Source organism: Vibrio breoganii (assembly GCF_024346795.1).
GTDB lineage: Bacteria > Pseudomonadota > Gammaproteobacteria > Enterobacterales > Vibrionaceae > Vibrio > Vibrio breoganii.
In genome coordinates, this window is the sequence record NZ_AP024864.1 from 15,938 (window position 1) to 35,417 (window position 19,480).

Genomic DNA, 19,480 nt, shown 5'->3' on the forward strand with positions numbered 1-19,480 from the left:
CTTTTTCTTGGGCTTCCCCGCACTCCGATGCGGGATTTTTTTGTCTAAAATTCAGTATCCTACCCAAATTGGTTATTTGTAAACACGAATTCACTTAACTGATACTATAAAACAATACGCTTTGTTGGTGTTTGAGGTTACATGGAACTAGAAGATATTTATCGCAGAGATCTTAATCTATTTATCGCCTTAAGGGTTTTGGTAGAAGAGGGAAGTGTGAGTCGAGCAGCCCTTAGGCTTAATCTCAGCCAGTCGGCGATGAGTCGCGTGTTGGGACGACTAAGAGAGCTGTTAAATGATCCACTGTTTACTCGCAATGGACAAAACCTCATAGCCACAGAAAAAGCATTATTGATAAACGAGCAGATTCAGTTTCCGCTAGAAGCGATAAGGGATCTACTCACTCCCACAGACTTTGATCCCTCACAGTGCACGCAACGCTTCGTGGTAGCGACCACTGACTATGCAATGCAAACCATACTGCCGTTTGCACTACCTAAGATCTATGAAGAAGCGCCAAATATCTCCTTGGACTTTCAGCCACTGCAGCATGACAACATCTATCATCAATTGACGGCAGAAAGAGCGGACATGGCTATCTGCCGACCCGTTTCAGAAATGGTGCCTTTGCGTAGAGAGGTGCTCGGTAAAGTGGGCGTTACTTGTTTGCTATCAAAGCATCATCCGTTAGCGGATAAGCCTTTGACCATTGATGACTTTTTGACATTACCTCACGCCATGATAGCGATTAGTGATGGTGTTAAATCTCTGATTGATGACAGTTTGAAGCCTCATGGCTCAATGAATTTGATCATGCGTGCGTATCATTTAGAGGCAGCATTAGCGATTGTTGATCGCTTACCTTTGGTGATTACGGTTCCTGCCGATTTGGCTTATCTGGTATCAGAAAGACATGACTTAGTGATAAAGCCACTGCCATTTGAATTTATTCCCTTTGATTATTCTCTTATCTGGCATTCGAGATGCGACACATCTCCGGCGCAAAAGTGGTTACGAGGGATACTAAAGAATGAATGTGGGAGGTTGATTGAAAAGAGGGTTATGGATCTAGGGTTGGAGTAAGCCAGCGAATCTCTTCGCTGGCTTATAGAATGCTGCCCCCAGCAATCTAACTTACTTTAATCACAACACGACCAGTGATTTGGCCATTAGTGATGTCATTGGCTGCTTGAATTGCATCTTCAAGGTTAATGAGCTTAGTGGCTTGCTCAAAGTATGATGCAGGAAGCAGTTCCACTAAACGCTCCCAAGCTTGAATGCGTTTTTCTCTTGGGCACATTACAGAGTCAACACCTTGCAAGCGGACGTTACGCAAGATAAATGGCATTACTGAGGTCGGAAGATCGAATCCGCCAGCAAGACCACATGCTGCTACAACGCCGTTGTAGTTAGTCTGTGCCAATACTTTAGCCAGCATATTGCTACCAACAGTATCTACTGCTGCCGCCCATACTTGACGCTCTAGTGGTTTCGCCGGTTCTGAAAATTCAGAGCGCTCAACGATGCGAGAGGCACCTAGGCTTTTCAGCAGGTCGCCATTTTGAGATGCACGGCCAGTTACTGCTGCCACTGAATACCCAAGTTGGTTTAGTAGGGTTACGGCTACGCTGCCAACACCACCGCTAGCGCCGGTTACTAAAATTTCACCGTCTTCAGGTTTTACACCACCATCAACGATAGCTTGTACACACAGCATTGCGGTGAAACCCGCAGTACCAATACTCATTGCTTGCTGACCAGATAAACCGTCTACTAGCGGTACTAGCCAATCACCTTTAAGGCGTGCTTTCTCTGACATGCCACCCCAATGGTTTTCACCTACGCCCCAACCAGTAAGTACGACTTTGTCACCAGCTTGGTAGCGAGCGTCATCAGAAGTGGTCACTGTACCGACGAGATCGATACCTGGAACCATAGGGAAGTTACGAATGATTTTGCCCTTACCCGTAATCGCTAGACCATCTTTATAGTTTAGAGATGAGTAATCTACTGCGATTTCTACATCACCTTCTGGTAATAGTGATTCATCAACCTGCTCGATAGCAGCAAGGGTTTTTTTGTCTTCTTGGTTTAGAACAAGTGCTTTAAACATTAGTAACTCCAAAGGGTTAACGTGCTTGATTGCTGATAAGTTTAGAGACTATTTACCAATAAAAAAAATGATTTGTTATCATTTTAAGTATGCATTTTGTGCATTAATTATGGTTAATTTATGATCTGAGTGGAAGTGCGACTCTAACCAATGTTAGAGCCGCATGCAGAGGGAGGGCTATGGTCGTTCAAATACAGTTGCGATACCTTGGCCTAAACCAATACACATGGTTGCTAAACCATATTTCGCATCCTTACTCTCCATTAAATTAATCAATGTTGTGGAGATTCGAGCACCTGAACAACCCAGTGGATGCCCAAGGGCAATGGCGCCACCATTGAGATTCACCTTTTCGTCCATTACTTCGAGCAGCCCAAGGTCTTTGGCTACCGGAAGGGCCTGTGCTGCAAAGGCTTCATTAAGTTCAACCACATCCATATCGTCAATGGTAAGCCCCGCACGCTTTAGGGCTTTCTTGGTTGCCGGAACAGGACCGTAGCCCATTGTGGCAGGATCGCAGCCGGCAATGGCCATTGATTTAACCTTGGCTCGAATCGTCAGGCCAAGCTCGTTAGCTTTTTCCTCACTCATTATCAGCATTGCTGAGGCACCGTCAGACAAGGCTGATGATGATCCTGCAGTCACAGTGCCGTTTGCAGGGTCAAAAACAGGCCTTAGTTGCGATAATCCTTCTACCGTGGTTTCGGGACGAATAACTTCATCGTAGTCGAGAGAAATAAGCGAACCATCCGCCGCGTGTGCTTCGGTAGCATAGATCTCTGACTTAAATGCACCGCTTAAGGTGGCTTGATGAGCGCGCGCATGTGAGCGTGCGGCAAACTCGTCCTGTTGCTCTCTTGGTATGCCGTGTAGCTTACCTAGCATTTCAGCAGTCAGTCCCATCATGCCCGAAGCTTTGGCGACACTCTTACCCAAACCATCATGGAAATCGACGCCATGATTCATTGGAACGTGGCCCATATGCTCAACACCGCCAATGATGCAAATATCAGCGTCACCCACCATGATAGAGCGACTCGCATCGTGCAGTGCCTGCATGGAAGAACCACATAATCTATTTACGGTCACTGCTCCGATTTCAATAGGAAGGCCCGCAAGTAGAGAGGCATTTCGGGCAATATTGAAGCCTTGTTCAAGAGTTTGTTGCACACAGCCCCAATAGATATCTTCAATTTCGCTAGGGTTAACCGCTGGGTTTCTCTTCAAAAGCCCCTTCATGAGATGAGCAGATAGATCTTCAGCTCGAACATGACGGAAGGCACCACCCTTAGAGCGTCCCATTGGAGTACGAATGCAATCAACAATTACGACATTTTTCATTTTCTAATCCCTCTTATTGATTACACGCTGGTGGCTTGTTGGTTTGCGAAAAAGCTATCGCCAGAATTGGCCATTGAGTGAAGCAGTTGTGGTGCTTTATACAGTGGACCTAGTGATTGATACTGCTCACATAGCGCTAGGTAATTTTTGATTCCTAAGCTGTCTAGGTAGCGGAATACACCCCCTCTAAATGGTGGGAACCCTAAGCCGTATACCAGGGCCATATCCGCTTCTTGTGGCGAGGCAATAATGTTTTCCTCAAGACACAACACCACTTCGTTGATCATAGGAATCATCATACGATGAAGTACCTCTTCATCACTGAACTGCTTATTTGGTGCGTTTAACATTGCTAAGTACTCACTAACCTCTGGGTTAAAGGACTTCTTAGGCTTACCTTTTCTATCCGGTTGATATTCGTAGAAACCTGCTCCATTTTTTTGGCCATAACGTTGTTGCTCAAATAGAACATCAATGGCATCAGTGCCTTGTTTTGCCATCCGTTCAGGGAATCCACTGGCCATCACTTGCTGAGCATGATGCGCGGTATCGAGTCCAACAACATCGAGTAAATAGGCAGGCCCCATTGGCCAGCCAAATTGACGCTCCATCACTTTATCGACATGCTGAAAATCAGCACCATCATTGACTAACTGGCTAAACCCATTGAAATACGGGAATAGAACACGGTTTACAAAGAACCCTGGACAGTCATTGACCACGATAGGTGATTTACCCATTTTGGCGGCATAAGCCACAACGCGATTAATGGTCTCATCAGAGGTTTTCTCTCCACGAATGATTTCCACTAGAGGCATTCGATGCACAGGGTTAAAGAAGTGCATACCGCAGAAGTTTTCTGGACGTTCTAATGATTTGGCCAAGAGATTGATAGGAATGGTGCTGGTGTTAGAGGTAATTACAGCGTCTTTGTCTGCGTATTGCTCTACCTCAGCGAGAACACTGGCTTTGATTTTTGGGTTTTCTACTACAGCTTCAATAATCACATCAGCTTGTTCAATACCCGCGTAGTGAAGGCTAGGTGTAATAGAGGTGAGAACCTTAGCCACTTTGTCTGCCTTAATGCGTCCTCGTTGTAGGCGACTATTCAGCAATTTAGAGGCTTCATCTAAACCTAGGTCTAAAGAGGGCTGTGCAATGTCCTTCATTAGTACAGGAACGCCCTTAAGTGCGGATTGGTAGGCGATACCGCCACCCATAATACCTGCACCAAGCACGCCTGCTCGCTCGGTAGGTGTATTCGATGCTTTAGCGGCTTTCTTGGCGAGACCTTTTATATATTGGTCGTTGAGGAATAACCCTACTAGTGACGTTGCGACCTCTGTTTGAGTCAGGGTTATGAAGTTTTCTCTTTCTATAGTCAGAGCTTCATCGCGAGCAAACCTCGCAGCACTTTCAATGGTTTTTACGGCCATCATTGGTGCGGGATAGTGAGGACCCGCCTTTTGAGCAACGAGACCTTTAGCTGTGGTAAAGCTCATCATGGCTTCTAGCTTGCCTAGACCTAATGGTGAGGTTTTTTGTTTGCGACGAGCCTGCCAGTCGATAGCACCGCGATTGGCGTCTTGAATAAGCGATACAGCAGAATCAAACAGTTTGTCTGTATCTACAATGGCATCGATTAAGCCTATTCTTAGTAATTGCTCCGCTCGCTTTGAACTGCCAGCGGTAATGATTTCCATTGCACTGTCAGCACCGATCAGGCGCGGTAGTCGAACGGTTCCACCAAATCCGGGCATTATTCCTAGCTTGGTTTCCGGTAATCCAATGTTGGCTGTCTTATCGGCTAAGCGGAAATCTGTCGCTAGAATGGCCTCACAGCCTCCACCAAGAGCGTGTCCTTTAATGACCGAAATGGTGGGAACAGGTAAGTCTTCAAGATTATTAAAGATGGAGTTGGCGAACTGTAGCCACTGACTTAGCTCTTCTTTTGGCTTAGCAAAAAGTCCAAGAAACTCTGTAATGTCAGCCCCAACAATAAAGGCCTCTTTATCACTGGTAACAATCACACCTTTGAGGTCTTTAAGTTGCTGTAATGACTTAATGCCAATATCAAGGGATTCTAGTGTTTTAAGGTCGAGCTTATTGACGGAGTTCGCCCCACTAAAGCATATTTCGGCTATGCCATCTTGATGTTGTTTGACCGTGAGGGTCTCTGCTTGATAGATCATCCGTGTTCTCCATGAGTCGGGTCAGCCTTAAAGGCGAGCTAAAGATCGTGGTAAGACCAGTTAAGTTTGACGAGTTAATAAGCAAAATTCAATACATTTGTTCAACAAGTTGTTAACAAGTGTTGCTTCGGTCACTATTAATCGAAATGCGTTCTCGTGATAAACTCATAGGATTACCTAAATAAAACATAGTTCTAATGAATGCCTCTCCTTATCTAATACCCGCAAAATCGACGATTTTTGAAGAAGAGATCAAGAAGAGTCAGTTTATTACCTACTTGGCTCACACTCCGTCTATTGAACAAGCCAAAGCATTTGTAGATGAAATAAAGGCGAAACATAATGACGCGAGACACAATTGCTGGGCATTTGTTGCTGGTCGTCCTGAGGATTCAATGAAATGGGGCTTCAGCGATGATGGCGAACCCTCTGGTACTGCAGGTAAGCCGATATTGGCTCAGCTGACGGGTTCGGGAGTGGGCGAACTCACTGCAGTAGTGACTCGTTACTATGGTGGTATTCGATTAGGCACTGGTGGGCTGGTTAAAGCCTACGGTGGAGGGGTTCAACAAGCCCTTAAACTACTAGAGACAATCGAAAAGAAAATCACAACTCAGTTAATAGTAGAGGTTGATTACTCTCTCATATCATTAACTCAGTCTATTATGGCGCAGTATGAGGCAGTGGAAATCTCAGCCTCCTACGATATCAAGGCTAAACTGATTGTGGAGATTGAAGTCCTCAATGAAAGTGACTTTATCCAAACCATGACTAATAAAACAGGGGCGAAAGCCTTAGTTTCAAGGATGAGCTAACCCAAGTATGCAGTTTCGTTCCATTATTCGAATAGTAGGCCTGCTACTTGCGCTGTTTAGCGTATCTATGTTGGCACCTGCAGGGGTGGCTCTAATTTATCGCGATGGTGCAGGTGTTCCCTTCGTGGTGACCTTTGTCATTTTGTTGATATGTGGCTTTGCCTGCTGGTTCCCTAATCGGCATCACAAGCGAGATTTAAAAGCACGTGATGGCTTTCTTATCGTTGTTTTGTTTTGGACCGTTATCGGCAGCGCAGGTTCGCTTCCTTTCCTTGTTGTCGACAATGCCGCCGTAAGTGTTGCCGATGCTTTCTTTGAGTCCTTCTCTGCATTAACCACTACTGGTGCCACTGTGCTTGTCGGGTTAGATGAGTTGCCCAAAGCAATGCTTTTTTATCGGCAGTTTCTACAGTGGTTTGGCGGTATGGGGATCATCGTGTTAGCGGTAGCTATATTGCCGGTCTTAGGTATCGGTGGCATGCAGCTTTATCGCGCAGAAATTCCCGGTCCAGTTAAAGACAGCAAAATGACGCCGAGGATTGCTGAAACGGCTAAGGCGCTTTGGTATATCTATCTAAGCTTGACGGTAGCCTGTGCCATTGCCTTTTGGATGGCCGGCATGACCTTCTTTGATGCGGTCGGACACAGTTTCTCTACCATCGCTATTGGTGGCTTCTCTACCCACGATGCGAGTATGGCTTACTTCGATAGCTACGCAGTGAATATGATCACTGTAGTCTTCTTACTTATCTCTGCGTGTAACTACTCTTTGCACTTCGCGGCGTTTGCCTCCGGTGGTGTCCATCCTAAGTACTATTTAAGAGACCCTGAGTTTAGAGCCTTTATCGGAGTTCAGGTCATATTGTTCGCGATTTGCTTCTTAGTGCTACTCAACCATCATAGCTACGACACTTACTATGAAGCCTTTGACCAAGCCTTGTTCCAAAGTGTGTCTATCTCCACAACCGCTGGATTTACGACGACGGGTTTTGCCGAGTGGCCATTGTTCTTACCTGTGCTTTTGCTCTTCTCTTCTTTTATAGGGGGCTGTGCTGGCTCGACGGGTGGTGGTATGAAGGTAATACGAGTACTGCTATTAACATTACAAGGGTTTCGTGAACTCAAGCGTCTTGTTCACCCTAGAGCCATATTTACCATCAAGCTGGGTAATAAAGCGCTGTCATCAAGGGTTATCGATGCGGTCTGGGGTTTCTTCTCAGCGTACGCGCTTGTGTTTGTTATCTGTATGCTGGCCCTGATCGCAACCGGTATGGACGAACTCACCGCATTCTCAGCGGTAGCATCAACATTAAATAACCTAGGCCCAGGTCTAGGTGAAGTATCACTGCATTACGGTGATATCAGTGACTCTGCAAAATGGGTCTTGGTGGTCTCTATGTTGTTTGGCCGACTCGAGGTCTTCACACTATTGATCCTATTTACTCCTGCATTTTGGAAAAGCTAAAGGAAGAACCATTGAAAAAGGCAGCATTATTGTATTCCACTTGCGATGGACAGACTCGTAAGATATCCGCTCATATAGAGAGTGAACTAGAAGGATTTGAATGTGAGTCTTTTGATCTAGCCTCTATAGATACGCTGGATTTACTTAAATTTGACCGCGTAGTGATTGGTGCTTCAATACGTTATGGGCACTTGAACAAGAAACTGTACCAATTCATTCAAAAGCACCTAGTACAACTTGAGCAAGTCAATGCCGCTTTCTTCTGTGTGAACCTTACAGCGAGAAAAGAAGACCAAGGTAAAGATACTCCAGAGGGAAGTGCCTACATTAAAACCTTCCTAAAGAAATCACCGTGGGAGCCTAAGCTAATAGGGGTCTTTGCCGGAGCTCTACGTTATCCCCGCTATAACTTCTTCGACAAATTTATGATTCGCTTCATTATGTCTATGACGGGTGGAGAAACGGATACAAGTAAAGAGGTCGAGTACACCAACTGGGAAAAGGTCTCTTTATTCACGCAAAAAGTGGCAGAAATGGATAGAAAATAGTCATTTTTAGCCTCTAGTGGTGCAAAACTAGCCGAACAACAATAAATTCAAAAAAAACGCTAAAAAAGGCTTGCCAATGTGACTCAGCTCTCTATAATGCGCCCCACTGACACGGCAATGGCGACAACGCTTCGCAGTGTTTCAGTAGGCTAAGTAGCTGAATCATTTGAGTTTAACTTTTCTTCGAAAATAAATTCAAAAAAGTGTTTGACACTGAGATTCAAATCGCTAGAATGGCCGTCCGCTTGAGAGGTAAGCCTCGAAAGCAACGCTCTTTAACAATTTAAACCTATCAATCTGTGTGGGCACTCGTTGATGATAATCGAAAAGATTTATCAATGAACTGAGTGACCAAAACGAATAACTTCGGTTATTTGGCACAGTCAATTCATTATCGTTCTGTTGGAACGATAATAGCTTTAAAATTACTTCTTACTTTCGAGTAAGGAACAGTTTTGAAGTCAGTATTCATTGAGCCGAAGCGAAAGCTTCAACAAAACTTTAATTGAAGAGTTTGATCATGGCTCAGATTGAACGCTGGCGGCAGGCCTAACACATGCAAGTCGAGCGGAAACGACAACATTGACCCTTCGGGTGATTTGTTGGGCGTCGAGCGGCGGACGGGTGAGTAATGCCTGGGAAATTGCCCTGATGTGGGGGATAACCATTGGAAACGATGGCTAATACCGCATAACGTCTACGGACCAAAGAGGGGGACCTTCGGGCCTCTCGCTTCAGGATATGCCCAGGTGGGATTAGCTAGTTGGTGAGGTAATGGCTCACCAAGGCGACGATCCCTAGCTGGTCTGAGAGGATGATCAGCCACACTGGAACTGAGACACGGTCCAGACTCCTACGGGAGGCAGCAGTGGGGAATATTGCACAATGGGCGCAAGCCTGATGCAGCCATGCCGCGTGTATGAAGAAGGCCTTCGGGTTGTAAAGTACTTTCAGTCGTGAGGAAGGCATTAGAGTTAATAGCTTTAGTGTTTGACGTTAGCGACAGAAGAAGCACCGGCTAACTCCGTGCCAGCAGCCGCGGTAATACGGAGGGTGCGAGCGTTAATCGGAATTACTGGGCGTAAAGCGCATGCAGGTGGTTTGTTAAGTCAGATGTGAAAGCCCGGGGCTCAACCTCGGAACCGCATTTGAAACTGGCAGGCTAGAGTACTGTAGAGGGGGGTAGAATTTCAGGTGTAGCGGTGAAATGCGTAGAGATCTGAAGGAATACCAGTGGCGAAGGCGGCCCCCTGGACAGATACTGACACTCAGATGCGAAAGCGTGGGGAGCAAACAGGATTAGATACCCTGGTAGTCCACGCCGTAAACGATGTCTACTTGGAGGTTGTGGCCTTGAGCCGTGGCTTTCGGAGCTAACGCGTTAAGTAGACCGCCTGGGGAGTACGGTCGCAAGATTAAAACTCAAATGAATTGACGGGGGCCCGCACAAGCGGTGGAGCATGTGGTTTAATTCGATGCAACGCGAAGAACCTTACCTACTCTTGACATCCAGAGAACTTAGCAGAGATGCTTTGGTGCCTTCGGGAACTCTGAGACAGGTGCTGCATGGCTGTCGTCAGCTCGTGTTGTGAAATGTTGGGTTAAGTCCCGCAACGAGCGCAACCCTTATCCTTGTTTGCCAGCACGTAATGGTGGGAACTCCAGGGAGACTGCCGGTGATAAACCGGAGGAAGGTGGGGACGACGTCAAGTCATCATGGCCCTTACGAGTAGGGCTACACACGTGCTACAATGGCGCATACAGAGGGCAGCCAACCAGCGATGGTGAGCGAATCCCAAAAAGTGCGTCGTAGTCCGGATTGGAGTCTGCAACTCGACTCCATGAAGTCGGAATCGCTAGTAATCGTGAATCAGAATGTCACGGTGAATACGTTCCCGGGCCTTGTACACACCGCCCGTCACACCATGGGAGTGGGCTGCAAAAGAAGTGGGTAGTTTAACCTTTCGAGGAGGACGCTCACCACTTTGTGGTTCATGACTGGGGTGAAGTCGTAACAAGGTAGCCCTAGGGGAACCTGGGGCTGGATCACCTCCTTATACGATGATTATTCACGATGAGTGTCCACACAGATTGATATGGTTTAGAAAGTAAAGAGAGATTTTTGAAGCACCCCCCAAGGTGCTTCAACAGTTTATGTTTGCTCTTCGGAGTAAAGATAAATCTAGTGTCCCGTTCGTCTAGAGGCCTAGGACACCGCCCTTTCACGGCGGTAACAGGGGTTCGACTCCCCTACGGGATACCATTGGGTCGTTAGCTCAGCTGGTAGAGCAGTTGACTTTTAATCAATTGGTCGCAGGTTCGAATCCTGCACGACCCACCATTTCCTTTCCACAAAGGAAGTTGTTTGAATTCACTTTTATAGTGAACACAAATAGCAAACAATGTGGGCGATTAGCTCAGTTGGGAGAGCACCTCCCTTACAAGGAGGGGGTCACTGGTTCGAGCCCGGTATCGCCCACCATCTTTAAGCGCTCTTTCGAGTGTGTTTAAAAATGGTTCATTTGTTTGAATCTCGCTCTTTAACAATTTGGAAAGCTGACGATAAATAATGTGATTTCATTATTTATCAAATTTAAAAGTTCTCAAATCCTAAGTCTTTATGATTTAGGTACCAACACACATTCAAGTGTTCTTGGGAATGTATCCTTGCCAGGATGCATTCAAATTTGAGTCCGGCAAAATCGAATGTTATCTCGCTCATAATAAAGAGATAACGCACCTTGGAAACGTCATACTGCAGCGTAGCAACTGCATTGCGTTAAGCAAGACCCTTTGGGGTTGTATGGTTAAGTGACTAAGCGTACACGGTGGATGCCTTGGCAGTCAGAGGCGATGAAAGACGTAATAACTTGCGATAAGCCCAGATTAGGTAGTAATAACCATTTGAGTCTGGGATTTCTGAATGGGGAAACCCACGTGCATAAGCACGTATCATTAACTGAATACATAGGTTAATGAGGCAAACTCGGGGAACTGAAACATCTAAGTACCCGAAGGAAGAGAAATCAACCGAGATTCCGAAAGTAGCGGCGAGCGAAATTGGATTAGCCCTTAAGCTTTTAATGCGTCAGGTGAAGAGTCTGGAAAGTCTCGCAGTATAGGGTGATAGCCCCGTAACCGACAACGCATTTTAAGTGAAAACGAGTAAGGCGGGACACGTGATATCCTGTTTGAACATGGGGGGACCATCCTCCAAGGCTAAATACTACTGACTGACCGATAGTGAACCAGTACCGTGAGGGAAAGGCGAAAAGAACCCCTGTGAGGGGAGTGAAATAGAACCTGAAACCGTGTACGTACAAGCAGTAGGAGCGCCTCGAAGCGTGACTGCGTACCTTTTGTATAATGGGTCAGCGACTTAATTTTAGTAGCAAGGTTAACCGTATAGGGGAGCCGTAGGGAAACCGAGTCTTAACTGGGCGTCGAGTTGCTAGAATTAGACCCGAAACCAGGTGATCTAGCCATGGGCAGGTTGAAGGTTGAGTAACATCAACTGGAGGACCGAACCGACTAATGTTGAAAAATTAGCGGATGACTTGTGGCTAGGGGTGAAAGGCCAATCAAACCTGGAGATAGCTGGTTCTCCCCGAAAGCTATTTAGGTAGCGCCTCGGACGAATACCAATGGGGGTAGAGCACTGTTAAGGCTAGGGGGTCATCCCGACTTACCAACCCTTTGCAAACTCCGAATACCATTGAGTACTATCCGGGAGACACACGGCGGGTGCTAACGTCCGTCGTGGAGAGGGAAACAACCCAGACCGCCAGCTAAGGTCCCAAAGTATAGCTAAGTGGGAAACGATGTGGGAAGGCTCAGACAGCCAGGATGTTGGCTTAGAAGCAGCCATCATTTAAAGAAAGCGTAATAGCTCACTGGTCGAGTCGGCCTGCGCGGAAGATGTAACGGGGCTAAGCTATACACCGAAGCTGCGGCTGCATACTTTTGTATGCGGGGTAGGGGAGCGTTCTGTAAGCGGTTGAAGGTGGTCTGTAAGGGCTGCTGGACGTATCAGAAGTGCGAATGCTGACATGAGTAACGATAAAGGGGGTGAAAAACCCCCTCGCCGGAAGACCAAGGGTTCCTGTCCAACGTTAATCGGGGCAGGGTAAGTCGACCCCTAAGGCGAGGCCGAAAGGCGTAGTCGATGGGAAACGGGTTAATATTCCCGTACTTCTTATAATTGCGATGGGGGGACGGAGAAGGCTAGGTGGGCCTGGCGATGGTTGTCCAGGTTCAAGTATGTAGGCGGAAAGTTTAGGTAAATCCGGACTTTCTTAACGCTGAGATACGATGTCGAGCTGCTACGTGCAGTGAAGTCATTGATGCCATGCTTCCAGGAAAAGCCTCTAAGCTTCAGATTATAAGAAATCGTACCCCAAACCGACACAGGTGGTCGGGTAGAGAATACCAAGGCGCTTGAGAGAACTCGGGTGAAGGAACTAGGCAAAATGGTACCGTAACTTCGGGAGAAGGTACGCTCTTGGCGGTGAAGTCCCTTGCGGATGGAGCTACTAGGAGTCGCAGATACCAGGTGGCTGCAACTGTTTATTAAAAACACAGCACTGTGCAAAATCGTAAGATGACGTATACGGTGTGACGCCTGCCCGGTGCCGGAAGGTTAATTGATGGGGTTAGACTTCGGTCGAAGCTCTTGATCGAAGCCCCGGTAAACGGCGGCCGTAACTATAACGGTCCTAAGGTAGCGAAATTCCTTGTCGGGTAAGTTCCGACCTGCACGAATGGCGTAATGATGGCCACGCTGTCTCCACCCGAGACTCAGTGAAATTGAAATCGCTGTGAAGATGCAGTGTACCCGCGGCTAGACGGAAAGACCCCGTGAACCTTTACTACAGCTTGGCACTGAACATTGACCCTACATGTGTAGGATAGGTGGGAGGCTTTGAAGACGGTACGCCAGTATCGTTGGAGCCGTCCTTGAAATACCACCCTTGTAGTGTTGATGTTCTAACTTAGTCCCCTTATCGGGGATGAGGACAGTGCCTGGTGGGTAGTTTGACTGGGGCGGTCTCCTCCCAAAGAGTAACGGAGGAGCACGAAGGTGGGCTAAACACGGTTGGACATCGTGTGGTTAGTGCAATGGCATAAGCCCGCTTGACTGCGAGAATGACAATTCGAGCAGGTGCGAAAGCAGGTCATAGTGATCCGGTGGTTCTGAATGGAAGGGCCATCGCTCAACGGATAAAAGGTACTCCGGGGATAACAGGCTGATACCGCCCAAGAGTTCATATCGACGGCGGTGTTTGGCACCTCGATGTCGGCTCATCACATCCTGGGGCTGAAGTCGGTCCCAAGGGTATGGCTGTTCGCCATTTAAAGTGGTACGCGAGCTGGGTTTAGAACGTCGTGAGACAGTTCGGTCCCTATCTGCCGTGGGCGTTGGAAGATTGAAGGGGGCTGCTCCTAGTACGAGAGGACCGGAGTGGACGAACCTCTGGTGTTCGGGTTGTCATGCCAATGGCATTGCCCGGTAGCTAAGTTCGGAATCGATAACCGCTGAAAGCATCTAAGCGGGAAGCGAGCCCTGAGATGAGTCTTCCCTGGCACTTTAAGTGTCCTAAAGGGTTGTTCGAGACTAGAACGTTGATAGGCAGGGTGTGTAAGTGCTGCGAGGCATTGAGCTAACCTGTACTAATTGCCCGTGAGGCTTAACCATACAACACCCAAGGGGTTTTGTGGACTCAAAGTAGAACTTTGAATGTGTGATATAACTTTTAAATAATAGCTTTCCGAATTTTAAAATTTGCTTGGCGACCATAGCATTGTGGACCCACCTGATTCCATGCCGAACTCAGAAGTGAAACATAATAGCGCCGATGGTAGTGTGGGGTTTCCCCATGTGAGAGTAGGACATCGCCAGGCTTTAATTAAGTTTTTAGATTTAACGATCTGAAAGCAAATACTGGATAAGGCATTTATAAGACCTTAACTAGTAACAATTTGTGGAGAGATGGCTGAGTGGTCGAAAGCACCGGTCTTGAAAACCGGCAACCGTTAATAGCGGTTCTAGGGTTCAAATCCCTATCTCTCCGCCACATTACAAAAAACCGCTGATTCGTCAGCGGTTTTTTTGTATCTGTAGTATTTCAAATCCTCTTTTATAAACTCCCCAGTCTTTTGTCGTTATTTTATGCAATCTAAACTTTTGCACGATATGCGATGCATATGTTTGCTATGCTATCGATCTATATCACACAAAAGCACCTATAAGTGACAGGTGTAACTTTTTAAATGTAATCGTATTTTACGAAGGAGAACTAGGGAATGGGACAGCTTGCAACCCTTGGATTTATCGCAATTGGTGGTGCTTTTGGTGCTTGTTCGCGATATTTGATTTCTGAACTGTGTGTTGTATTGCTAGGGCGTGGTTTTCCGTATGGTACCTTGACGGTCAATATTGTAGGTTCATTTATCATGGGAACATTGATTGCCCTATTTGAAAATGAAGTGATTGCTGTCGACCCTTGGCGTCAAATCATCGGCCTTGGCTTCTTAGGTGCGTTAACGACTTTTTCTACCTTCTCTATGGATAATGTCCTTATGTTCCAACAAGGGGACTACTGGAAGGCTGGATTGAACATTGTGCTTAATGTGGTGTTCAGTATCTCTGCTGCAATGATTGGATTCCATTTAGTCTTCAAAAACTAACATGTCTGCTTTGTTCTTCTCGTAGTTTATATATAATGGAACTGCTTGTCGGAGTGCTGAAGTGTTAATCACAAGATGCTGAGACCGTGAATACGGAATTCGTTGAACCTGATACAGGGTAATACCTGCGAAGGAAACAAGGTGGTCACTTCGAAAAGCTATTGGGTTTCTATCTAATACTTGTACCATCAATCTATCCGACAAGCTGTGTTTTTTACAGAAGGATAGGGCGATGGAATCCCCGCTAAATAGTTATATACAATCTCCAACGATAACTCCTGCTTTTGATAAAGCGTTCTCACTTGTCGCTAGTAAGGCAACTACTGCTGGCTTTAGCAATGTGATAACTGCGATCTCTGCTGGAGACAGTTATGCTGTAGTCACTCCTAACCAAACATTTAAGCTTGTTGTTGAGACAAATGTAGAACAGCAGTTTTCTGCAACTATAGTCGATTCAGAGAATAATAAGCTTGCTTCCCTGATAGTTCTTCATGCTAAAGGGCAGGACTCAATCACTCTGAGTGATGGTAGCTCCTTTGAGTGGACATATAAACCTGAAGATTACCTGACCAGTTGTGACGACTATTTAGCATGGCTTCTCACCGCTTTGTCTTTAGAGTTCACTATTGAAGATGCTGCTCTTATTGCCAAAAGCGCCTTGCATGTTTCATGTGAAACATGGCCGAACCACATCAAATTCTTTCCTCAATTAGCCACAACCCATCAACAAGTGTCGGCTCGAAAATCGGCGCGATGCTTTGGCTTATATCCAGTGCTTGATAGGCTTGAGCTTGTCGATGAAATTGCCCAAAGCGATGTGAACATTCTCCAACTTAGAATTAAAGATCAGTCTAATGAGACGGTTTCTGAAGATGTGAGGCGAGCAATTCAGATCGGAAAACAGCGCGGAGTGGATGTTGTCATTAATGATTACTGGGAGCTGGCGTTAGAGCATGGTGCTTCTTGCATTCACTTAGGGCAAGAAGACCTAGCAGAGTTAGCTGACAGCCGTCTGTTAAGTAGTGACACAGGTTTAGGGATATCAACGCATGGGTATTATGAAATCATCAATGCGTTGCAGTACAAGCCTTCGTATTTGGCACTAGGGCACATCTTTCCTACTACCACAAAAGATATGCCGTCTTCTCCACAAGGCCTAATTAAGCTTAATTTATATCAGGCTCTCATCACCTCTATCGGTGAACAAAGAGGTGAAATACTGCCTTCCGTAGCGATTGGCGGGATTAACCTAGAGCGCGCTCCGTTAGTCATAGAGTCAGGTGTAACGAGTGTGGCCGTGGTGAGGGCGGTAACACAAGCGCACGATAAGCATGAAGCTGTTGCACAATTCCAACAACTGTTCGAACACCTCAATGAAAAAGTAAACCGATTAGAAGAGGCTTCTGATGCTGTCTGACCAGGAATTTTTGCGCTATCAACGCCAGATCATGCTTCCTGAGCTGGGAGAGAGTGGGCAGAGATTATTGCTCGATGCCAAGGTACTTATCGTTGGGTGTGGTGGTTTAGGCAGTGCAGTGGCGTTGCAACTGGCTGGCGCAGGTATAGGTAAGTTGGTGCTTTGTGATGACGATAGTGTTGAATTAAGTAACCTGCATCGTCAACTAAGCTACAGAGAATCGGACCTTGGCCAAGCAAAAGCGAAAGCGCTTGCGGGACAAATCCAACGACTCAATCCATCGATCAGTACTCGTAGTGTAAACAGACGAATGTCTTTAGATTTACTCAACATCGAAGTCAGCATGGCCGATCTCGTTGTGGACTGTAGTGATAACTTCCCAACAAGACAAGACATCAACAAGGCCTGTACCTTAAACCAAACCCCATTAGTATCCGGTGCAGCGATAGGCTGGGACGGCCAAGTTGCTTACTTTGATGGGCAACAACAGAGTGCTTGTTATCACTGCCTATATCCGTTCAGTGAGTCCAATCAAGCCACAAAATGCAGCGATGCCGGTGTCATGGGACCGAGTGTAAACATGATAGGCAGTCTTCAATCTATGCTCGCAATAAGAGCGATCACAGAACCTGAAACACTGAATACCGGCGAATTGATGGTGTTTAATGGACGAGAGATGAGCCACCAAAAATTTGCGATTGAGAAAGATGAAAGTTGCGCGGTATGTAGCGAGGGAAACAACAATGAATGAAGTAGTCGTAACTATTAACGAGAAGCCAACCAATATTGGTATGGAATCCAATCTTATCGAGGTATTAGATAAGCAAGGCATTCCTTCTGAGGGCTGTGCTATTGCGGTGAACAACAAGGTGATTCCAAAATCAAAATGGAACACTATTCAAATACAAAAAGGCGACACACTCTCTGTGTTCCGTGCGATAGCTGGAGGCTAACAATGCTTAAAATTGCAGATAAGACATTTAAATCAAGACTGTTCACCGGGACTGGTAAGTACGCTAATAACACCTTGATGGCATCTTCAATCGAAGCCTCTGAGTCTGAGTTAGTGACCATGGCACTGAAGCGTGTTGATGTATTTGATCGACAAGATGATATCTTGAAGCCACTGAATGACCTTGGCGTTAACCTTTTACCCAATACTTCCGGTGCAAAGAATGCAGAGGATGCAATTTTTGCCGCTCACCTCGCTAGAGAAGCCCTGCAGACAAATTGGCTTAAGCTAGAGATTCACCCTGATCCAAAGTACTTGATGCCAGATCCAATCGAGACATTGAAGGCTGCAGAACAATTGGTTAAGGATGGCTTTATCGTTCTACCTTATTGCCATGCTGACCCAGTTCTATGTAAGCGCCTAGAGGAAGTGGGCTGTGCTGCCGTTATGCCGCTAGGGGCGCCAATCGGTACTAATAAAGGATTGGCTTCTATCGATTTCCTGAAGATCATCATTGAGCAAGCTAACGTTCCTGTTATCGTCGATGCAGGTATAGGCGCTCCGTCTCATGCAGCACAAGCGATGGAATTAGGCGCAGATGCCGTTTTGGTTAATACCGCAATGGCTACAGCGGGCGATCCGGTTGCTATTAGTCGAGCGTTTAAGCTAGCGGTTGAGGCGGGTAGAATGGCTTACGTAGCAGGCTTAGGTGCTCAGCAATTAAGTGCGGTAGCTTCTAGCCCTATGACCGCATTTCTGGACTCTCAGTATGAGGCCAAATTATGAGTTTTGTAGATGTCTTTAAATCTACTGACTGGAGTGAGAGCTATCTATCCATTATGTCTAAGACAGCAATGGATGTTGAAAAAGCGCTAGCGAAACCTAGGCTCGATATAGAAGATTTTAAAGCGCTGATCTCACCAGCCGCAGAACCGTTTTTAGAATCGATGGCACAGCTTTCTTACCAGAGAACAAGACAGCGTTTCGGTTCTACCGTCGGACTATACGTTCCTTTGTACCTATCGAATCTTTGCTCAAACGATTGCACTTATTGTGGTTTCTCCATGAAGAATAAGATTAAGCGTAAGACGCTTGATCTGGACGAGATTGGTTTGGAGATCGATGCGCTTAAGGCAATGAAGTTTGACAGTGTTTTGTTGGTAACGGGAGAACACCAGAGCAAAGTCGGTATGGATTATTTCCGACAAGTACTTCCTGAGATCAAAAAGGATTTCAATTATCTAGCGATGGAAGTACAGCCACTGGATCAAGAACAGTATGCCGAACTAAAGACACTTGGCCTAGATGCGGTCATGGTTTATCAAGAAACCTATAACCCTTCGACGTATGCAGAGCATCATCTTAAAGGCTCTAAAACGGACTTCTACTATCGACTGGAAACACCCGATAGATTAGCCAAAGCAGGGATTGATAAGATTGGCATAGGTGCGCTTATCGGCTTGGACAATTGGCGTGTTGATAGTTTGTTTGTTGCTACCCACCTGGAATACTTAGAAAGAACCTACTGGAAGTCTCGCTACAGTATTTCTCTACCTAGATTGAGACCTTGCGAGGGAGGGGTACAACCTAAATCAATATTGAATGATAAGCAGATGGTACAACTTATTTGTGCCTACCGTCTCTTTAATCAGCACGTTGATATTTCTCTTTCTACACGCGAGTCAGCCACCTTTAGAGACAACATTCTGCCATTAGGTGTAACTACAGTTTCAGCGGCATCTAAGACCCAGCCAGGTGGCTATGCGGTCGATACTGAGGAACTGGAACAGTTTGAAATCTCAGATGAACGTTCAGCCGCAGAAGTGGAAATGGCGATCAGAAATAGAGGATTGGAACCGGTGTGGAGAGATTGGACTTCGATATACTCGGGCTAAGCGTTTCGAGCTAGATGTTTCACGTGAAACCAAAATAAAAAACCAGTGGCGCGTA

13 protein-coding genes, 4 tRNA genes, 3 rRNA genes and 1 riboswitch are annotated in these 19,480 nt (G+C 46.3%); of the genes, 17 read left to right on the top strand and 3 right to left on the bottom strand.

Going from position 1 to position 19,480, the window contains the following annotated elements; genetic code table 11:
* The first annotated feature begins 141 nt into the window (after nucleotides 1-141).
* On the top strand, nucleotides 142-1,083 hold the full coding sequence (locus tag OCU35_RS00070; RefSeq protein WP_261825482.1) for a LysR family transcriptional regulator: 942 nt from the start codon (nucleotides 142-144) through the stop codon (nucleotides 1,081-1,083).
* 46 nt (nucleotides 1,084-1,129) lie between these two features.
* Here the strand turns inward: OCU35_RS00070 and acuI are convergent, their stop codons facing one another.
* The 3 genes from acuI to fadB form a co-directional block, all read right to left on the bottom strand.
* Nucleotides 1,130-2,113, bottom strand: coding sequence for an acrylyl-CoA reductase (NADPH) (gene acuI, locus OCU35_RS00075; RefSeq protein WP_261825483.1), 984 nt, complete (start codon nucleotides 2,111-2,113; stop codon nucleotides 1,130-1,132).
* Between the two features lie 177 nt (nucleotides 2,114-2,290).
* Nucleotides 2,291-3,454, bottom strand: a complete 1,164-nt coding sequence (gene fadA / locus OCU35_RS00080; protein WP_065599299.1) for an acetyl-CoA C-acyltransferase FadA — start codon at nucleotides 3,452-3,454, stop codon at nucleotides 2,291-2,293.
* 20 nt (nucleotides 3,455-3,474) lie between these two features.
* Nucleotides 3,475-5,646 (bottom strand): fatty acid oxidation complex subunit alpha FadB, encoded by a 2,172-nt coding sequence (gene fadB / locus OCU35_RS00085; RefSeq protein WP_261825484.1) that lies wholly within the window; start codon nucleotides 5,644-5,646, stop codon nucleotides 3,475-3,477.
* Between the two features lie 197 nt (nucleotides 5,647-5,843).
* Between fadB and OCU35_RS00090 the strand changes: the two genes are divergently transcribed.
* From OCU35_RS00090 to thiH, 16 genes are all read left to right on the top strand, one after another.
* Entirely contained in the window at nucleotides 5,844-6,461 is a 618-nt protein-coding gene (locus OCU35_RS00090; RefSeq protein WP_017029824.1) for a YigZ family protein, read from the top strand.
* Between the two features lie 7 nt (nucleotides 6,462-6,468).
* Nucleotides 6,469-7,926: a TrkH family potassium uptake protein gene (locus OCU35_RS00095; protein ID WP_017029825.1), complete on the top strand. Its 1,458-nt coding sequence runs from the start codon at nucleotides 6,469-6,471 to the stop codon at nucleotides 7,924-7,926.
* A gap of 11 nt (nucleotides 7,927-7,937) precedes the next feature.
* On the top strand, nucleotides 7,938-8,474 hold the full coding sequence (hemG, locus tag OCU35_RS00100) for a menaquinone-dependent protoporphyrinogen IX dehydrogenase (RefSeq protein WP_017029826.1): 537 nt from the start codon (nucleotides 7,938-7,940) through the stop codon (nucleotides 8,472-8,474).
* Nucleotides 8,475-8,976: 502 nt separating this feature from the next.
* A 16S ribosomal RNA gene (locus OCU35_RS00105) occupies nucleotides 8,977-10,531 on the top strand.
* A 130-nt stretch (nucleotides 10,532-10,661) separates the two neighbouring features.
* A tRNA-Glu gene (locus OCU35_RS00110) sits at nucleotides 10,662-10,737 on the top strand.
* A gap of 2 nt (nucleotides 10,738-10,739) precedes the next feature.
* A tRNA-Lys gene (locus OCU35_RS00115) sits at nucleotides 10,740-10,815 on the top strand.
* A 65-nt stretch (nucleotides 10,816-10,880) separates the two neighbouring features.
* Nucleotides 10,881-10,956, top strand: a tRNA-Val gene (locus OCU35_RS00120).
* Nucleotides 10,957-11,279: 323 nt separating this feature from the next.
* Nucleotides 11,280-14,169 (top strand): 23S ribosomal RNA (locus OCU35_RS00125).
* Nucleotides 14,170-14,259: 90 nt separating this feature from the next.
* Nucleotides 14,260-14,375: ribosomal RNA gene (rrf, locus tag OCU35_RS00130) — 5S ribosomal RNA — on the top strand.
* Together the 16S, 23S and 5S rRNA genes with 4 tRNA genes alongside form the textbook arrangement of a ribosomal RNA operon.
* An 82-nt stretch (nucleotides 14,376-14,457) precedes the next feature.
* Nucleotides 14,458-14,548: transfer RNA gene (locus tag OCU35_RS00135), tRNA-Ser, on the top strand.
* Nucleotides 14,549-14,777: 229 nt separating this feature from the next.
* Nucleotides 14,778-15,161 carry a fluoride efflux transporter CrcB gene (gene crcB, locus OCU35_RS00140; protein ID WP_017027098.1) on the top strand — a complete coding sequence of 128 codons (384 nt, stop codon included), beginning with the start codon at nucleotides 14,778-14,780 and terminating at the stop codon, nucleotides 15,159-15,161.
* Nucleotides 15,162-15,200: 39 nt separating this feature from the next.
* Nucleotides 15,201-15,314, top strand: a riboswitch (TPP riboswitch).
* A 79-nt stretch (nucleotides 15,315-15,393) separates the two neighbouring features.
* Nucleotides 15,394-16,578 carry a thiamine phosphate synthase gene (locus OCU35_RS00145; protein ID WP_261825485.1) on the top strand — a complete coding sequence of 395 codons (1,185 nt, stop codon included), beginning with the start codon at nucleotides 15,394-15,396 and terminating at the stop codon, nucleotides 16,576-16,578.
* Entirely contained in the window at nucleotides 16,568-17,329 is a 762-nt protein-coding gene (locus tag OCU35_RS00150) for a HesA/MoeB/ThiF family protein (protein ID WP_065599058.1), read from the top strand. Before OCU35_RS00145 ends, OCU35_RS00150 begins: the two co-directional genes overlap by 11 nt.
* On the top strand, nucleotides 17,322-17,531 hold the full coding sequence (thiS, locus tag OCU35_RS00155; RefSeq protein WP_017027095.1) for a sulfur carrier protein ThiS: 210 nt from the start codon (nucleotides 17,322-17,324) through the stop codon (nucleotides 17,529-17,531). Before OCU35_RS00150 ends, thiS begins: the two co-directional genes overlap by 8 nt.
* A gap of 2 nt (nucleotides 17,532-17,533) precedes the next feature.
* Entirely contained in the window at nucleotides 17,534-18,316 is a 783-nt protein-coding gene (locus OCU35_RS00160; RefSeq protein WP_017032898.1) for a thiazole synthase, read from the top strand.
* Nucleotides 18,313-19,425, top strand: a complete 1,113-nt coding sequence (gene thiH / locus OCU35_RS00165; protein WP_017027093.1) for a 2-iminoacetate synthase ThiH — start codon at nucleotides 18,313-18,315, stop codon at nucleotides 19,423-19,425. Before OCU35_RS00160 ends, thiH begins: the two co-directional genes overlap by 4 nt.
* The last annotated feature ends 55 nt before the right edge of the window (nucleotides 19,426-19,480 follow it).